The sequence below is a fragment of the Pseudomonas sp. PGPPP4 genome, from assembly GCF_002256045.1.
In the GTDB taxonomy this organism is placed as follows: domain Bacteria; phylum Pseudomonadota; class Gammaproteobacteria; order Pseudomonadales; family Pseudomonadaceae; genus Chryseomonas; species Chryseomonas oryzihabitans.
Genome location: NZ_NKID01000001.1, coordinates 1 through 15,560 on the forward strand (window position 1 = coordinate 1; position 15,560 = coordinate 15,560).

At 68.2% G+C, this 15,560-nt stretch carries 20 protein-coding genes; 11 read left to right on the plus strand and 9 right to left on the minus strand.

What is annotated here, in order from left to right; genetic code table 11:
* A partial coding sequence (locus tag CFE50_RS00005) for an integrase core domain-containing protein (protein WP_286730833.1) occupies positions 1 to 132 on the plus strand: 132 nt, incomplete at its 5' end.
* On the opposite strand, the gene CFE50_RS00010 is transcribed toward CFE50_RS00005, so the two are convergent.
* The gene (locus CFE50_RS00010; protein WP_144945668.1) at positions 129 to 950 is read right to left on the minus strand and encodes an AraC family transcriptional regulator; all 822 of its coding nucleotides are present in this window, start codon (positions 948 to 950) and stop codon (positions 129 to 131) included. The two genes, CFE50_RS00005 and CFE50_RS00010, sit on opposite strands and share 4 nt — an antisense overlap.
* A 123-nt stretch (positions 951 to 1,073) precedes the next feature.
* On the opposite strand from CFE50_RS00010, the gene CFE50_RS00015 reads away from it, so the two are divergent.
* Positions 1,074 to 1,589, plus strand: a complete 516-nt coding sequence (locus tag CFE50_RS00015; RefSeq protein WP_286729310.1) for a carboxymuconolactone decarboxylase family protein — start codon at positions 1,074 to 1,076, stop codon at positions 1,587 to 1,589.
* Between the two features lie 42 nt (positions 1,590 to 1,631).
* On the opposite strand, the gene CFE50_RS00020 is transcribed toward CFE50_RS00015, so the two are convergent.
* Genes CFE50_RS00020 through CFE50_RS00030 form a run of 3 tightly spaced genes read right to left on the minus strand, consistent with a single transcriptional unit; the run spans position 1,632 to position 4,453 of the window.
* Entirely contained in the window at positions 1,632 to 2,804 is a 1,173-nt protein-coding gene (locus tag CFE50_RS00020; RefSeq protein ID WP_286729313.1) for an MFS transporter, read from the minus strand.
* A gap of 51 nt (positions 2,805 to 2,855) precedes the next feature.
* A complete protein-coding gene (locus CFE50_RS00025; protein ID WP_286729315.1) occupies positions 2,856 to 3,620 on the minus strand; it encodes an SDR family oxidoreductase in 765 nt (254 codons plus the stop codon).
* Between the two features lie 26 nt (positions 3,621 to 3,646).
* Positions 3,647 to 4,453: an SDR family NAD(P)-dependent oxidoreductase gene (locus tag CFE50_RS00030; RefSeq protein WP_286729318.1), complete on the minus strand. Its 807-nt coding sequence runs from the start codon at positions 4,451 to 4,453 to the stop codon at positions 3,647 to 3,649.
* A 97-nt stretch (positions 4,454 to 4,550) separates the two neighbouring features.
* On the opposite strand from CFE50_RS00030, the gene CFE50_RS00035 reads away from it, so the two are divergent.
* Positions 4,551 to 5,498 (plus strand): GlxA family transcriptional regulator, encoded by a 948-nt coding sequence (locus CFE50_RS00035; protein ID WP_074583442.1) that lies wholly within the window; start codon positions 4,551 to 4,553, stop codon positions 5,496 to 5,498.
* An 11-nt stretch (positions 5,499 to 5,509) separates the two neighbouring features.
* On the opposite strand, the gene CFE50_RS00040 is transcribed toward CFE50_RS00035, so the two are convergent.
* Positions 5,510 to 6,043 (minus strand): DUF924 family protein, encoded by a 534-nt coding sequence (locus CFE50_RS00040; RefSeq protein ID WP_169854642.1) that lies wholly within the window; start codon positions 6,041 to 6,043, stop codon positions 5,510 to 5,512.
* Between the two features lie 196 nt (positions 6,044 to 6,239).
* On the opposite strand from CFE50_RS00040, the gene CFE50_RS00045 reads away from it, so the two are divergent.
* Together CFE50_RS00045 and CFE50_RS00050 are read left to right on the plus strand one after the other, a co-directional pair.
* The gene (locus CFE50_RS00045) at positions 6,240 to 6,554 is read left to right on the plus strand and encodes a type II toxin-antitoxin system RelE/ParE family toxin (RefSeq protein WP_286729323.1); all 315 of its coding nucleotides are present in this window, start codon (positions 6,240 to 6,242) and stop codon (positions 6,552 to 6,554) included.
* Positions 6,555 to 6,559: 5 nt separating this feature from the next.
* Positions 6,560 to 6,847, plus strand: a complete 288-nt coding sequence (locus tag CFE50_RS00050; RefSeq protein WP_027598600.1) for a helix-turn-helix domain-containing protein — start codon at positions 6,560 to 6,562, stop codon at positions 6,845 to 6,847.
* Positions 6,848 to 7,152: 305 nt separating this feature from the next.
* Here the strand turns inward: CFE50_RS00050 and CFE50_RS00055 are convergent, their stop codons facing one another.
* A complete protein-coding gene (locus CFE50_RS00055) occupies positions 7,153 to 7,911 on the minus strand; it encodes an SDR family oxidoreductase (RefSeq protein WP_286729329.1) in 759 nt (252 codons plus the stop codon).
* Positions 7,912 to 8,060: 149 nt separating this feature from the next.
* On the minus strand, positions 8,061 to 8,690 hold the full coding sequence (locus tag CFE50_RS00060) for a glutathione S-transferase family protein (RefSeq protein WP_286729332.1): 630 nt from the start codon (positions 8,688 to 8,690) through the stop codon (positions 8,061 to 8,063).
* 76 nt (positions 8,691 to 8,766) lie between these two features.
* Here CFE50_RS00060 and CFE50_RS00065 point away from each other — a divergent pair, with 76 nt between their 5' ends.
* Both CFE50_RS00065 and CFE50_RS00070 read left to right on the plus strand, forming a co-directional pair.
* Positions 8,767 to 9,357, plus strand: a complete 591-nt coding sequence (locus CFE50_RS00065; RefSeq protein ID WP_286729335.1) for a TetR/AcrR family transcriptional regulator — start codon at positions 8,767 to 8,769, stop codon at positions 9,355 to 9,357.
* Positions 9,358 to 9,394: 37 nt separating this feature from the next.
* On the plus strand, positions 9,395 to 9,883 hold the full coding sequence (locus CFE50_RS00070) for a GNAT family N-acetyltransferase (RefSeq protein WP_241807509.1): 489 nt from the start codon (positions 9,395 to 9,397) through the stop codon (positions 9,881 to 9,883).
* Here CFE50_RS00070 and CFE50_RS00075 read toward each other — a convergent pair.
* Complete coding sequence (locus CFE50_RS00075) at positions 9,880 to 10,776, minus strand: alpha/beta hydrolase (RefSeq protein ID WP_286729339.1); 897 nt, start codon at positions 10,774 to 10,776, stop codon at positions 9,880 to 9,882. The two genes, CFE50_RS00070 and CFE50_RS00075, sit on opposite strands and share 4 nt — an antisense overlap.
* Positions 10,777 to 10,873: 97 nt before the next feature.
* Between CFE50_RS00075 and CFE50_RS00080 the strand changes: the two genes are divergently transcribed.
* Complete coding sequence (locus tag CFE50_RS00080) at positions 10,874 to 11,521, plus strand: HAD hydrolase-like protein (RefSeq protein ID WP_286729342.1); 648 nt, start codon at positions 10,874 to 10,876, stop codon at positions 11,519 to 11,521.
* Positions 11,522 to 11,576: 55 nt separating this feature from the next.
* On the opposite strand, the gene CFE50_RS00085 is transcribed toward CFE50_RS00080, so the two are convergent.
* Complete coding sequence (locus CFE50_RS00085; protein WP_007160277.1) at positions 11,577 to 11,912, minus strand: I78 family peptidase inhibitor; 336 nt, start codon at positions 11,910 to 11,912, stop codon at positions 11,577 to 11,579.
* A gap of 394 nt (positions 11,913 to 12,306) precedes the next feature.
* Here CFE50_RS00085 and CFE50_RS00090 point away from each other — a divergent pair, with 394 nt between their 5' ends.
* From CFE50_RS00090 to CFE50_RS00100, 3 genes are read left to right on the plus strand one after another with little or no spacing between them, the layout of a single operon-like run.
* A complete protein-coding gene (locus tag CFE50_RS00090) occupies positions 12,307 to 13,770 on the plus strand; it encodes an alginate export family protein (protein ID WP_286729352.1) in 1,464 nt (487 codons plus the stop codon).
* A gap of 10 nt (positions 13,771 to 13,780) precedes the next feature.
* Positions 13,781 to 15,013 (plus strand): 3-(3-hydroxy-phenyl)propionate transporter MhpT, encoded by a 1,233-nt coding sequence (gene mhpT / locus CFE50_RS00095; protein WP_286729355.1) that lies wholly within the window; start codon positions 13,781 to 13,783, stop codon positions 15,011 to 15,013.
* Entirely contained in the window at positions 15,006 to 15,557 is a 552-nt protein-coding gene (locus tag CFE50_RS00100) for a DUF3237 domain-containing protein (RefSeq protein ID WP_286729358.1), read from the plus strand. The genes mhpT and CFE50_RS00100 overlap by 8 nt, the downstream gene beginning before the upstream one ends.
* Positions 15,558 to 15,560: the final 3 nt, after the last annotated feature.

The window sequence follows — 15,560 nt, forward strand, 5'->3', positions numbered from 1 at the left end:
CAACGCGCCCAGCACTTACCCGCGTGGCTGCATCACTACAACTGGCACAGGCCACATTCCAGCCTCAACTACCAACCGCCAATCAGTCGCGCTCCGTTGCCACTGAATAACGTACTGGGTTTACACACCTAGGCCTGTGCCCGCTGCCATTCGGTCGGGCTCGCGCCAATGATGCGGCGAAAGGCGCGGGCCAGGGCCGAGGGACTTTCGTAGCCGACCTCGTCGGCGATCAGCGCCAGGGGGCGGCGCTGCTGCAGGCGCTGTTGCGCCAGGGCGATGCGCCAGCGGGTGAGGTAGTCGCCTGGGGCACTGCCGACGACACGTTGGAAATGTGCGGCGAAACCCGCGCGTGACATGCCGGCCAGGCCCGCCAGCTCGGCTACGGTCCAAGCTTGCTGGGGCCGTTCGTGCAGGGCGGTCAGGGCACGCGCGAGCCGGCGATCCGCCAGGCCGGCGAGCATGCCAGGCGTGGCGCTGGGGCGGGTCAGCAGCTGACGAAGCAGCTGGATGATCATCAGTTCGAACAGGCGGTTGAGCACCAGGCCGCGCCCGCAGTCGTTGCCAAAGGCCTCGGCAAACAGCCAGTCGGCGCTGGCAGCGAGACCTGGCAGCTGGCGCAGTGGACTGACCAGGTAATCCGGCAGGGCGCGGGTCAGCGGGTTATCCGGGCCACCGCGAAAGGCCAGCGAGGCGCACACCAGCTCGGCAGGGCTATCGTCCGGGGTGCTCAGCTGATGCGCGCGCGGACGGATCACCAGCATGAGGCTGGGCTCGACCAGGTCCTGCCGCTCGCCCCGTGCGGTTGCGAAGCTCAGGCGTCCGCCGCGCAGCAGGTGGACCTGGCCGGTGGCTTCACCGTCCGCATGGCGGCTCACGCCACAGAAGGCGCCCTGGTGGTAGCTGTCCGCAGTGAAGGCGAAGTGGTCGAGCAAGACGGCGAGGCGATCCATGGACGAGGTACCGATTTGGACGATCTGTCGCGATGTTTGGACGCTGGGCGTCCAGGCGTCAAGTCGCCCTGCCTAATCTGGTTCCACGCCTGATGACCAGGCCGCAACCCAAGGAGCACCCTCATGACCCGTATCGCCCCCCTTACCCTCGACCAGGCTTCCGCCGAGGCGCAAACCGCCCTGCAGGGCATCCAGAAGGGCCTCGGTTTCCTACCCAACGCCTTCGCAACCCTGGCGCATTCGCCGGCAGCGCTCAAAGGCTATCTGGCGCTGGCCCAGGCGCTGGGCAGGAGCGGACTCAGCGCCCAGGAGCGCGAGGTGGTGGCCTTGGCGGCCTCGGCGGTCAACGGTTGCGACTATTGCCTGGCGGCCCATGAATTCTTCGGTGGCAAGACCGGCCTGACCGCTGCGGAGCTGACCGCCGCCCGGGCGGGTACGCTCAGCGCCGTGGCGCGCCTGGCGCGGGAGGTGACCGAGCAGCGTGGCCAGTTGCATGACGAGCAGTTGCAGGCCGCCCGCGCAGCCGGTCTGGATGATGCCAGGATCGTCGAGGTGGTGGCGCAGGTCAGCCTGCTGACCCTGACCAACTACCTCAACAACCTGGCGGCAACCGAAGTGGATTTTCCGCCCGCCGCCTGAGCATGAAAAAGGCCCCGGTCAGGGGCCTTTTTCATGGCCGGGTCAGGCCGGCAGCGGCGGCGCGGTCGCCGTGCGCCTGGAGCGCTGCAGACTGAACAGCGCCAGCAGCAGGAAAGCCAGCGACGTCAGCAGCAGTCCCTGGAAGCCATGGCGGGGATAGACCTGCCCAGCGACGAAGGTGCCGACGCCGATGCCGCAGAACATGAAGGAGGCGGTCAGCGCCAGGGCGATGCCCCGTACCTCGGCGAGCTGTTCGAGGATACGTCTCTGCTGGGACGGCCAGAGGATGTCGGTGGCCAACGCCCAGACCACCAGGCCCAGGAGCAGCGCCACGAAGCGGCCCTGGCCGAGGGCCAGGATCGAGAGCGCCAGGGCCAGTAGCAGGAGGCCGCCGAGCAGCAGCCGCTCGGCACTGAAGCGGCGGGCGGCGCGGATCACCAGCAGATTGCCCAGCACCCCGGCGATACCCAGCACCGCGAGTGCCAGGGAGACATCGGCGACGCTGCCGTGGAAGTCTTGGCGCACGATGGGGGTGAGGAAGGCGTAGGTGGAAAACACCCCGGCGGCGATGAAGAACACCACCAGGAAGGCGTGCAGCGAGTGGGCGGTGGTCAGCAGCCGCGCGACCACGGCCGGGGCGATGCGCTCGCCCGGGACCCGATCGGGCACCTGCCTGAAGATCAGCCAGGCGGTGAGCAGCCCCAGTCCGCCGATGCCGGCGAACAGCGGGCGCACGCCAAGGGCCGTCGCGACCCAGGCGCTCAGCGGCAGACCCACCAGGCTGGCCAGGCTCAGCCCTAGCAGCACCGTGGCGATGGCGCTGCCCTGTTGCTCGCGGCTGACCAGACCGGCGCCCAGCGCGCCCAGCACCGGACCGATGAAACCGGCGCCCACACCCATCAGCACCCGGCTGACCAGCAGGGTCGGGTAATCGGCGGCGCAGGCGAGCAGCAGGGCGGCCAGGCTGAACAGCAGCAGCCCGCCGAGCACCTGGGTACGCCGCGCCCAATGGCCGAGCAGTATCTGCAGCAAGGGCGCCGCCAGGGCGAAGGTGATACCGAAGAGGCTGAGCAGGTAGGCGCTCTGGCTGTCGCTGAGGTGCCACTCGCGGGAAATCGCCTGCAGGCAGCCGACGACCGACAGCGCCCCGACCGCCTGGACGAAGTAGGCCAGGCTCAGGGGCCGCAGGGCCCCGGGCAAGGGAAGTGGGGACATGGGAGGCTCCAGAACGCACGCCGACCGCAGAAGGCGGCCGGCGTGCCGAGGTCAGGCGACGGGGATGGGGTTCTCGACCAGCGAGAGGTTGAACTGGTTGATCAGCGCGTGCTCCTGGGGACCGGGATTGGCGCGCAGCGGCACCACGCGATCCACCAGCACCTCGGTCTCGGCGGTGGCCAGCTTGTCCAGGGTCTCGGCGATGAAATCGTCGAGGGGCATGGCGCGGCTGTCGCCACTCTTGTGGACCAGGTCGGTGTCCACCCACGGCGGGGCGATCTCCAGCACCTGCACCGAGGTGTCGCGCAGCTGGAAGCGCTGGGACAGGGTGTAGGAGTGCAGGGCCGCCTTGGTGGCCGAGTAGAGCGCCGTGGCCGCCAGCGGCAGGAAGGCCAGCACCCAGGTGTTGTTGATCAGCGTTGCCGTCGGCTGCCGTTTGAGGTGCTCGATGAAGGCGGCGCTCACCCGCACCGGGCCGAGCAGGTTGGTGGTGACCAGTTGCACCGCCTGGGCATCGTCCAGATCGCCGGCGCCGGCATCGTCGAAGGGCATGATGCCGGCGTTGTTGATCACCACGTTCAGACCGGGGTGACGGGCGATGACTTCGGCGGCGACGGCCTTGATCTGCGCCGGGTCGCCGATGTCGAGCAGCACGGTATCCATACCAGGATTGGCGACGGCGATCTCGTCGAGCAGCGCCTGGCGGCGACCGGCGACGATCACCTGGTTACCGCGATGGTGCAGGGCCTCGGCCAGGGCGCGGCCAATGCCGGAGGTGCCGCCGGTGATGAAGACGGTGTTGTCGGTCAGTTTCATGGGGTGTGCTCCTCTCGGGATCAAGATCAATGGGCGGTGTGATAACGGGGGGCGAGCTGGCGGCTGGACAACTGGTCGGCCATGGCCAGGCGACTGGCTTCGTAGGTCTCCCAGCGGGACAGGTCGTGCAGCGAGGGGATCGAGATGGCGACCTCACCCTCGAAATCGGCCAGGGCGGCGGCGACCAGGTCGGCCGGGCTCATGACGATCTCCGGATCGAGGTGCGCCAGCGGCAGGCCGCCGCGCGCCCAGAAGTCGGTGGCGGTGGCGCCGGGCAGCACGGCCTGGGCGCGCACGCCGGTCCCGGCCAGCTCGCGCTGCAGGGATTGGGTAAAGGCCGTGACATAGGCCTTGCTGCCGCCGTAGACGCCGTTGAGCAACTCCGGCGCCAGGCTGACGATGGAGGAGACGTTGATGATGGCGCCACGGCCGCGGGCGACGAAGGCGGGCACGGCGGCATAGGTCAGCTGGGTGAGGGCGGTGACGTTGAGGGCGATCATCCGCAGCATCTGCGCCGGATCGCTCTGCAGCAGCGGCGTATGGGTACCCATCCCGGCGTTGTTGACCAGCAGGGTGAGGCTGGCGTCTTCCCGCAGGGTGCGCTCGACCTCGACCTCGGCCAGGGCGGCAGGGTCGGCCAGGTCGGCCGGCAGGACCTGGACGCTCTGGCGGGTCGCGTCGGTCAGGCGCTGGGCGAGGGCATCCAGGCGCTGGCGATCCCGGGCGACCAGGATCAGGTCGTAGCCGCGCTGGGCCAGTTGTTCGGCGTAGTGGGCACCGATGCCGGACGAGGCGCCAGTGATCAGGGCAGTACCTTGTGGGGAGCGGGTCATCATCGTGTCTCCGGGGTGGGTGTGAGGCCATGATGAGCGCGCTGGTCGATGGCGCAAATGACGCTTATAGTCATGATTTAGGACATCAGGAGCAGCCATGCACCGGATCGGCTATGTATTGGGCGAGCGTTTCCAGGTGATGGCGCTGGCGACCCAGAGCGTTTTCGAATTCGCCAATCTGGTCCTGGGCGAGCCCTTCTATACCCAGGCGATCTTTTCCGAACGGGGCGGCCTAGTGCGTTCTTCACAGCAACTGCTGGTGGAGACCGAAGCCCTGGGTACGCCGGGCCGCGCCGATACCTGGTTCATCGTCGGCAACCTGACGCCCCTGGCCACCGAGCCATCGCCGACGCTGCTGGACTTCGTGCGCCAGGCCGGCGCCCAGGCGCGGCGCACCGCCGGCATCTGTACCGGCGGCTTCGCCCTGGCAGCGGCTGGCCTTCTCGATGGGCGCCGGGCCACCACCCACTGGTCGTTCGCCCGGGCCATGCAGGAACGCTATCCACAGATCCGCGTCGAGGAAGACCGCATCTTCATCGTCGATGGTCCGGTATGGACTTCCGCCGGCATGACCGCCGGCCTGGATCTGGCGCTGGGGATGGTGGAGAAGGACCTGGGCATGGACGTGGCCCGTTCGGTAGCGCATCGCCTGGTGATGCAGCAATTTCGCTCGGGCGGTCAGACCCAGCATTCGGAGCTGCTGGCCCTGGCGCCCAAGTCGGATCGTATCCAGACCGCGCTCGCCTACGCCCGGCAGCACCTGGGCCGCGCCTTGAGTGTCGAGGAGCTGGCTGAGGTCGCCCACCTCAGTCCTCGGCAATTCAGCCGGGTGTTCACCGCCGAGACGGGACAGTCACCGGCCAAGGCCATCGAGGGGCTGCGCCTGGAGGCGGCGCGGCTGATGATCGAGCAGACTCGTCATTCGCTGGAAACGGTCGCCCGCGAGACCGGCTTTCGCGATCGCCGCCATCTGCGCGAGGTGTTCATGCGCGGCTTCGGCGTACCGCCGCAGATGATCCGCCGCGATGCCCGCCGCCTGGCCTGAACCCTGGGTCTTCAGAAACCGCCGCCGGCATCCAGCCAGGCCTGTTCGTCCGGCGTATTGATGCGGCCTAGCGCCCGGTTGCGGTGCGGGAAGCGGCCGAAGCGGGCGATCACCTCCCGATGGGCCTCGGCATAGCGCCGATAGTGCTCGATGCCCAGGGCCTCGAACAGTTCGAGCGAGCGCTGCTGATCGGCCAGGGTCTCGGAGTGCTCGAACGGCAGATAGAAGAAGGCGCGCAACTCGGCTTCGACCTGCTGATCCAGGCCGGCGGCTATCGCCTGTCGCGCGTGCTGCAGGGCCAGGCCGTCGGTGGCGAAGGCGTGGCCGCTGTGGCGATAGATATTGCGCGGGATCTGGTCGAGCAGCAGGCACAGGGCCAGGGCGCCTTCGGCGCTGGCGGCCCAGCTATCGAATTCGCGACGACTCGCAGCGAAATGCCCTGCCTCCAAGCGTGTACGGCATTCGGTGTCGAACTCGGGGCCGCCGCTGAACCATTTGCGCCTGCCGGCAGAGTGCCAGAAGGTTACGACCTCCTGTGGTTGCATGCTGTCTTCCTCCGATCGATCCCGGCTTGCCTGGGTGTTGGTTCCACAAAGCATAGCCTGGAGACCTGCGGCAAACGGTTGCTTGGTACGGTGAGACGCGGCTATCCGAGGAGGCTGCGTCATGGGGGTGGTGCGTCATTGACTTATATGTTGGCCCCCGTATGATTGGGTACGCCAATGACGCATGGATTGCGACATGATCTTTATCGAAACGCCGGTCTTCACTCGGCTCGTCAAAGAGCTACTTGAGGATGATGCCTACGCCGCTTTCCAACGTGAACTGGCGCAAAATCCGACGGCAGGCGATGTCATCAGGGATACCGGCGGCCTACGCAAGATCCGTGTCGCCAGCGGTGGCCATGGCAAGCGTGGCGGCTTTCGGGTGATCTACTATCACTTCGCTGCCGATGCTCGCATTGCCCTGCTACTGATCTACCCCAAGAGTGAGAAGGATGACCTTTCCGTCAAGGACCGGAAAGCCCTGAAGGCCATGATCGAAAAGTGGAGATAGACAGCATGACCAAGTTCCTGGATGACCTCATGGAAAGCGTTACCCAAATGGACGAAATCGTCCGGGGTGAGCGACAACCTTCCCGTGAATTCCACGTCGATGCCTTGCAGATCAAGCAGATCCGCAAGAATACCGGTCTGAGCCAGGCGCAGTTCGCCAGAAAGCTCAATATCGACGTCGGTACGTTGCGCAACTGGGAGCAGAGCCGCCGCGAACCTACCGGGCCGGCGAAGGCCTTGTTGGTAGCGCTAAAGAACGATCCCGTGCATGTACTGGCGGCGTTGGAGGCTTGACCGTCCCAGTCCTAGTTTGTGAGCTGCCGTTGCGGCAATGAATTTTCCCCCTTACCCCAGTCTGGGTTGGGATGCTTTCTTAGCTGCCTGCACGGCAGTGAACCTATCGCTACGCACCTTGGAAAAACCCGGCATTTTCTAATGCTGCCTATACAGCAGTGAACCGTGACACCGGCTCGCCAACGACGGGCTGAGTCTTCTAAGCTGCCTCCGCGGCAGCTTAGAAATCATCTTCATGCGAGGCGGCAGAAGGAATGGCTTTCACCGCCCTCTTGGCAGCCCATTGGGGTTCCACGTGGAACCCCTCAGCCCCGCCCCACATAGGGCATCTTGGTCGCCATCACCGTCAGGGTCTGGACGTTGGCGTCCAGCGGCAGGCTGGCCATGTAGCGGACGGCGTCGGCGACGTGCCTGACGTCCATGCGCGGCTCCACGGCAGTGCTGCCGTTGGCCTGGAGCACGCCGTTGGCCATGCGCTCGGTCATCTCGGTAGCGGCGTTGCCGATGTCGATCTGGCCGCAGGCGATGTCGAAGGCGCGGCCGTCCAGGGCCAGGGCCTTGGTCAGCCCGGCCACGGCGTGCTTGGTGGCGGTGTAGGGCGCACTGAAGGGGCGTGGCGTGTGGGCGGAGATCGAGCCGTTGTTGATGATGCGCCCGCCGCGGGGCGATTGCGCGCGCATCAGGGCGAAGGCCGCGCGGCTGCAGAAAAAGACGCCGGTGAGGTTGGTGTTGACCGCCCGGTGCCAGGCGTCCAGTTCCAGCTCGTCGATGGGCACCGCCGGGGCGCCGACACCGGCGTTGTTGAACAGCAGGTCCAGGCGGCCGTAGGTCTCGCGGATGCGAGCGAACAGCGCCTCGACGCTGGCGGCATCGGTGACGTCGCAGGGTACCGCCAGGGCTTCGCCGCCCTGTTGCCGCGCCTCTTCGGCGAGGGCCTCCAGGGGTTCGGCGCGGCGGGCGGCGAGGACCACGCGAAAGCCGTCCTGCAGCAGGCCGAGGGCGACGGCGCGGCCGATGCCCTGGGAGGCTCCGGTGACGAGGGCGATGGGGCGGATGGTGGTCATGGGCGGTCCTTGGGCGGGGGAGGAGCTTCCAAGGCTAGCAGGTAGGGAGGGGTGGCGGGTGGGCCCTCATCCTGACCCTCTCCCGGGGGGAGAGGGGATGGTTGCGGTGTGTTGGGTGAGGTAGGGGATCACCGGTAGCTAACCTGGGCTCAGCGCAGCTTGAAGTCGGTCGCCACCAGGATCGCCTGGCCGGAGGGTCGCGCGCGCAAGCGGTCGAGATAGGCGGCGAGGCGGGGCCAGGTCGTCTGCCAGTGGAGGTCGGGGAGGGGCTCCAGATAGTCGAGCATGGGCGCCAGCAGGGCGTCGGGCAGGCTGAAGTCGGCGCCGCAGAGAAAGCTCTGGTCGCCCAGCTGGCGATCGAGCACGGCCAGGGTCGCATCGACGTCGGCCAGGGCGCGCTGCTCGTCCTCCGACGTGCGGAAGGGATCGGGTCGCGGCCCGGCGACGCGCAGCAGATAGCGGCGGACCAGACGGCTATCCACGGTGGTCAGCAGGGCGCTGCTCCAGGCGTCCTGCTCCGGGTTGCCATCGCGCTCCGGTGAGAGCCGACGATCGAGATGGCGGCAGATGGCGAGGGTCTCGAAGATCCGCAGCTCGCCATCGAACAGCACCGGCACCTGGCCGAAGGGGTGCAGCGCCAGGTGGGCTTCGCTGCGCCAGGCGATGGCCTGGCCGGCGGGTGCGAGGCCACAGGGCAGCTCCAGGCCCTGTTCCAGGGCATGGAGGCGCACGCTGCGCACCAGGGTGCTGAAGGCGGGACCGAAGAGATAGGGCGTCATGCTGCAGGCTCCTTGCAAAGAAGGCTCCATGCTGGCAAAGGAGACCTTATGTTCAAGAACATAATCTGGAGTAGCCATGGCCTGGCCCCTTGATCAGCGCGAGCAGACCCGCCAGCGCATCCTCGACAGCGCCGCCCGCCTGTTCGCCCTGCGCGGCTTCGATGCGGTCGGCCTCGATGACCTGATGGCCGATGCCGGTCTCACCCGCGGCGCCTTCTATCACCACTTCCGCACCAAGACCGAGGTCTATGACCAGGCCATCGCCCATGCCGCGCGGGTCGGCAGTGCCCGGCTCGACGGTCTCGGTAGCGAAGGCCTCGGGCAACTGGTCGAGCATTACCTGAGTCGCGAGCATGCCGAGGGCGAAGCCTTGCGCTGCCCGCTGGCCTTTCTGGCGGCCGACGTCACCCACCGGGAGGCCGCCATCCGGGGCAGCTATACCCGCTTCTTCGCGCGCTTCGTCAGCCGACTGGAGCAGGATCTGTCGGGGCCGCCGGCGCAGCGGCGCGCCCGGGCGCTGCAACTGGCCACCACCCTGATCGGGGGCGTGGCCCTGGCACGGGCGCTGGATGACGAGGGCCTCGCCGAGGAATTGCTGGCGGCCTGTCGCCAGGGCGCCCAGAGGCTGCTGGAAGAGGGCGGTGATTTGGCAGCGACACTCGGCTAGGCGACACTGGCGGCTCCCTTGTCCGCCGGAGTCACCCATGCAGATTCGCCCCCTCGAAGCCGCCGATTTCGACCAGGTCTGGCCGCTGATCCAGCAGGTCGCCCAGGCCCGGGAGACCTACGCCTACGACCCGGACATGACCCGCGACGAGGCCTGGCGCCTCTGGGTGGAGCTACCGCGGGCGACCTTTGTCGCCGAGCGCGACGGCCAGCTGCTCGGCAGTTACTACCTCAAGGCCAATGCCATGGGGCCAGGCGATCATGTCTGCAATTGCGGCTACATGGTCGCCCCCGCCGCTCGCGGCCAGGGCGTGGCCGGCGCCCTTTGCGAGCACTCCCTGCAGGTGGCCCGCGACCTGGGCTTCCAGGCGATGCAGTTCAACTCGGTGGTGGCCAGCAACCAGGTGGCGGTGCGGCTCTGGCAGAAGCACGGCTTCGAGATCGTCGGCACCCTGCCCAGGGCCTATCGCCACGCCAGCCTGGGGCTGGTGGATTGCCATGTGATGTATCGCTGGTTGGCGGACTAGCGCCACTCGCTCAGCACCATCTGCAACGAGGCCGGCAGCATGGGACCGTGGCCCAGGCCTTCGAGTACCTCGTAGCGCACCCGGATGCCGGGGAGCTGGCCGAGGCGGTCGGCCAGGCGCCGGGTGGCGTCGGCGGGGACCTCGCTCTGGAAGTGCGCGGGCAGTTCGCGTTCGGCGCCGCCCTGCAGCAGCACCAGGCGGGCCGGATGGGCCTGGAAGCGCGCCTTCAATTGCTCGTCGTCTTGCGGCAGCACGGTGGGACTCCACCACAGCGAAGGACTCACGGCGTAGCCCTGGGCGAAGGCGTCCGGGCGGGTGAGCAGGGCGTGGAGGACGAACAGCCCGCCCAGGGAGTGACCCCAGAGCGCGCGCTGGCCAGGATCCAGGGGGACCTGGCGGGCCACCGCCGGCTCCAGGCGCTCCAGCAGCCAGGCGAGAAAGACGTCGGCGCCGCCGGTGGCCATCTCGCGAAAGCGCTCGCTGGTGGGGGCCGAGGGCGTGTAGTCATAGGCCCGACCCGGGCCATCGATACGCTTGCCGCCCGTGTAACCCACCGCCACCAGCACGGGCGGATGGGGCCGCTTGGCCAGGGTGTCGAGCAACTCGGCATTCAGCCCGCCCAGGGCGGCGTTGCCGTCGAGCAGATAGAGCACCGGATAGCCGGCGGCTGGCGCCGGGGTGGCGGGTCGGGCGATCCACACCTGGTAGTGGCGGGCGCCGTCGGTGGAATCCAGCTGGAGTTCGCTGAAGGCATAGCCGTGGCCCGGCTGCTGGAGCACCTGAGCGTCCATGGGCTGATCGATGGGGCGCGCCTGGCCCGGCAGGGCCAGGGCCAGCAGTAGCGGCAGGGCCAGCCAGGTGCTCTGACGGGCGAAACGGGGCGAAAGCGGCATCAGCGAACAAGACTCATTTCCAGTGGAGCGGTCGAGCCTACCGATCTCTGCCCCCGGTCGCCATACTGACGGGGATCTTCGCCGCCCAGGACGCCCCATGCATCACCCCCATCTGCTGTTCGATCTCGATGGCACCCTCACCGATTCGCGCCTGGGCATCACCCGGGCGATCCAGGTGGCGCTGCGCACCGAGGGGATCGAGGAGCCCGATCTGCGCAGGCTGGAGGTCTTTATCGGCCCGCCGCTGCTGCAGAGTTTCATGACCCACTACGGCTTCGACGAGACGCGCGCTTGGCGGGCGGTGGAGGCTTACCGGGGGTATTTCCGCGCCACCGGCCTCTACGAGAATGAGGTCTATGCGGGCATTCGCGAGTTGCTGGCCGCGCTGCAGGCGGCGGGGCGGCGGCTCTATCTGGTGACGGCCAAGCCGCGGGTGTTCGCCGTGGAGATCCTCAGGCACTTCGCGCTGACGGAATTCTTCATCGCCCTGCATGGCAGTGAGCTGGATGGCACCCGCACCGACAAGACCGAGTTGCTGCGTTTCGTGCTGGACACCGAAGGCCTGGCGCCGGAGACCTGCCTGATGCTGGGTGACCGCGAGCACGACCTGATCGCCGCCCGGGCCAACGGCGTGGCGGCGGTGGCCCTGGGTTATGGCTTCGGCAGCCGGGAAGAGCTGGAGCGCCATCGCCCGGCCTTTCACTTCCACAGCGTGGCGGCCCTGCGCCAGGGCTTCGGCCTCTAGCGGCAGGCGCCGACCTGCGCGACCGGGGTCGGCAGGTCGTGGGGCGCGACGGGGATCAGCCGCAGGTGGCGGTCTGCACCACCAGGCTGGCGCTGGTGGTAATGGTCAGGCGCTGGGAGTTGAAGTCCATGGTCATGGGGTCCTGCGGACGGACCACGCGAACGACCTGGGCACCGGCGCGTTGCCGGCCTTCTTCGGCCAGGGCCGGGGAGAGGGCCTTGCCGACCAGATCCTGGACCGCGTCGGAGTTGCACCGGCCACTGCTGCTGACGGCGCCGCTTGGGGCCGAGGAGGCGGCCGCCGGGCTGCTCTGGGTTTCGTGCGAGCCGCAACCGGCCAGCAGGGTGAAGAGCGCGGCGCCAGCCAGCAGGAGGGGAGTCTTGAAGCTCATGAGTTCGCCTTTTCGATCGTGAGAGAAGGAACCTTAACCCGTACGGGCCTCCTGATGGACCCCTCGAGGGCGGGCATTGTTACAAAGCGCGATACAGAAGACGTTGCGAGACCCGGATAACCGGTCATCCTGCAGGCATAAAGTTAATAAATATAACGTTCGGTAATCGGCCAGATTCGGGTTGGATGGCTTGATCCATTTCTGCCATCGACCATCATCGAACCAGGGCCACCCGGCCCCCACGGTGACGACAACAACAACAAAGGGACACCCGCCATGTCAGCTCGCTATCCAACCACCCTCCCGCCTGACCGCTACCCGATCCGCGCCCGCTAGGCCCTGATCCGCGCGCCCCCGCGGCGCCTTCCGCATCCTCAGTCAGGACGGTCATCTCATGTCTTTTTCGCGCTCGCTTCCGGCCTGCGCACGGGCTCGCTCGTGCCTCGCCTTTACCGCTCTCGCCTCCCTGCTCGCCAGCCAGGGCCTTGCCGCCGCGCCTTCCACCACCCTGGAAAGCGCCCGTCCCAAGCCGCTCAACAGCCTGGAGACGGCGCGTCCCCTGCCGCCCGGACCGCCGCGCTGGGCCGAGGACTATCGCTTCCTCGACGATCCGCAAAAGCGCACCGATCCCTTCGACGGGCTGCGCTACCAGCGCCTCGGTGACTCGGCCTGGCTGCAGACCGGTGGCGAGGCGCGCTACCGCTTCGACACCATCCGCAATCCGGTCTTTGGCCGGCGTGGGGTGGATACCGATCACTACATCCAGCAGCGCCTGCAACTGCACGCCGATCTGCACCTGTTCGATGACGCCGTGCGCGCCTTCGTCCAGCTGGAAAACACCCGTGCCTGGAACAAGGCGCTCTATGGTCCCTACGACCAGAGCCGCACCGAGCTGCACCAGGCCTTCATCGACCTCAACACACCGCTGGCCGGTGGCAAGCTGATGACCCGCATCGGTCGCCAGGAGCTGGGCTACGGCAACCAGGCCTTCGTCACCTACCGCGACGCGCGCAACATTCGCCTCAACTTCGACGGCCTGCGCCTGGCCTGGACCCGTCCGGACGGCTACCGGTTGGACGCCTTCGGCCTGCGGCCCGTGGTGACCGGCGAAGACAGCTTCGACGACGGCTCCAACAACGCGGTCAAGTTCTATGGCCTCTATGGCATCCTGCCGCTGACCGGGCCGCTCAAGCTCGACGTCTACGGCTTCGGCCTGGAGACCGACCAGCGCACCCTGGACGGCCTGACCGGCGCGGAAAAGCGCTATACCGCCGGCTTCCGCCTGTTCGGCAACGCCGGTCCCTGGGACTGGAGCTGGGACCTGGCCGGGCAGGGCGGGCATCTGGCCGGCGCCCAGATCCGCGCCTGGGGCCTGAGCAGCGAAACCGGCTATCGCCTGGGCGGCGCCTGGAAGCCGCGGCTGGCCTTGCGGGTGGACGCCGCCAGCGGCGATCACGGCTTGGGTGACGACCGCGTCGGCACCTTCGATCCGCTCTTTCCCAAGAACGGCTTCTATGGCGACTCCGGGCTCACCACCCTGGCCAACCTCTATCTGGTCGGCCCGCTGCTGACCCTGGCGCCGCGACCGACGCTGCAGCTGGAGAGCGGGCTGTTCGGCGTCTGGCGGCAGAGCACCGAAGACGGCGTCTACCTGCCGGGCATGACCACGGTGCCGGGCACCGCCGCCAGCTCGGCGCGCAAGGCCGGCACCCTCTGGCGCAACAACCTGCGCTGGATGCCCACCGCCAACCTGACCCTGGACCTGGAATACAGCTACTTCCAGGCCGGCGCCGCCGTGCGCCAGGCCGATGGCGACGACACCAGCTTCCTGATGGCCGCCACCACCTTCCGCTTCTGAGGAGTCCACCATGCGCCTGCTCTCGACCGCCCCGCCCGGGGCCCGCCTGACCCTGCTGCTGTGCTTTATCGTCGCCCTGCTGGAGGGCATGGACCTCCAGGCCATGGGCATCGCCGCCCCGGCCATGGCCAAGGCCTTTGGCTTCCAGCCGGGGCAGATGGGCCTGGTGTTCAGCGCCAGCATCCTCGGCCTCTTGCCCGGCGCCTTCATCGGTGGCTGGTGCGCCGATCGCATCGGCCGCAAGCGGGTGCTGATCGCCTGCGTGCTGATCTTTGGCGTCTTCTCGGTGGCCACCGCCCATGTCTGGAATCTGGAGAGTCTGCTGCTGGCGCGGCTGCTCACCGGCATCGGCCTGGGCGGCGCGCTGCCCAACCTGATCGCCCTGTCCGCCGAATCGGTGGACGAGCGCGCCCGGGCCACCGCGGTCAGCCTGATGTACTGCGGCGTGCCCCTCGGTGGCGCCCTGGCGGCGGTGGTGGGGCTGCTGGACGTCGGCCGCTGGCAGACGGTGTTCTATGTCGGCGGCCTGGCGCCGCTGCTGGTGGCGCCGCTGCTCGGGCGTTACCTGGCGGAGACCGCCGGCTTTCTGCGCAGTCGAGGCGAGACTCAGGCGGGTGGTCCGCGCGGGGCCTGGCTCGGCGCCATTCCGCTGTCGACCACCCTGCTGCTGTGGCTGGGCTACTTCTTCACCCTCACGGTGATGTACATGCTGCTCAACTGGCTGCCGTCGCTGCTGGTGGGGCAGGGCTTCAGCCGCGGCCAGGCGGTGGGTGTGCAGATCCTCTTCAACCTGGGCGGCGGCATCGGCTCGGTGCTGTTCGGCCTGCTCATGGATCGCTGGCGACCGCGGCTGACGGTGCTGGCCATCTACCTGGGCATCCTGCTCGGCCTCGCCGGGCTGGGGCTGGCCAAGGCCTATCCGCTGGTGGCCCTGGCCGGTTTCGCCGCCGGGCTGTTCGTGGTCGGTGGCCAGCTGGTGCTCTATGCCCTGGCGCCGCAACTCTATCCGGCGGCGGTACGGGCCACCGGGACCGGTGCGGCGGTGGCGGTCGGGCGCCTGGGCGCCATGGCCGGACCGCTGCTGGCGGGCCAGGTCCTGGCCCTGGGTGGAGGCGCGGCGACCCTGGTGGTGGCCACCACCCCGGCGGTGCTGGTGGCCGCGGGCGCGGTGCTGGCCCTGCTGCACCGGCGAGCGCCGGTGCCGGCGGCTGCAACCCGCGCGGAGGCGCCTCGCCATGCGTAGTCTGCTGCTCGTCACCCTGCTGACGCTGACTGGCCTGGCCCGGGCGGCCACCATGGACGGCGATCCGGCCACCGCCACGCCTCCGCCGCTGCAGCTCGAACCCCTGGCGCGCTTCGAGGTGGCCCTCGACGCTCCGGTCTGGGAGCTGGGCCAGACCAGTGACCTGGGCAAGCGGCGCATCATCCCCATCACCGGCGGCCGTTTCGACGGCCAGCGCCTGCATGGACGGATCCTCGACAACGGCGCCGACTGGCAGGTGGTGACCGCCGATGGTCTCGCCATCATCGACACCCGCTATCTGCTGCAGACCGACGATGGCGCCCTGATCTATCTGCAGACCAAGGGCTATCGCTACGGCCCGCCGGAGGTGATGCGCGAGCTGGCCGCCGGCAAGCCGGTGGATCCCCGGCGCTATTTCTTTCGCGTCACCCTGACCTTCGAGACCGCCGCACCGGCCTATGCCTGGCTCAACCGCGCCCTGGGCGTGGGCAGCGCCATGCGCCTGGGCAAGGCGGTGGTCTACGACGCCTACCTGCTGCAATAGAGG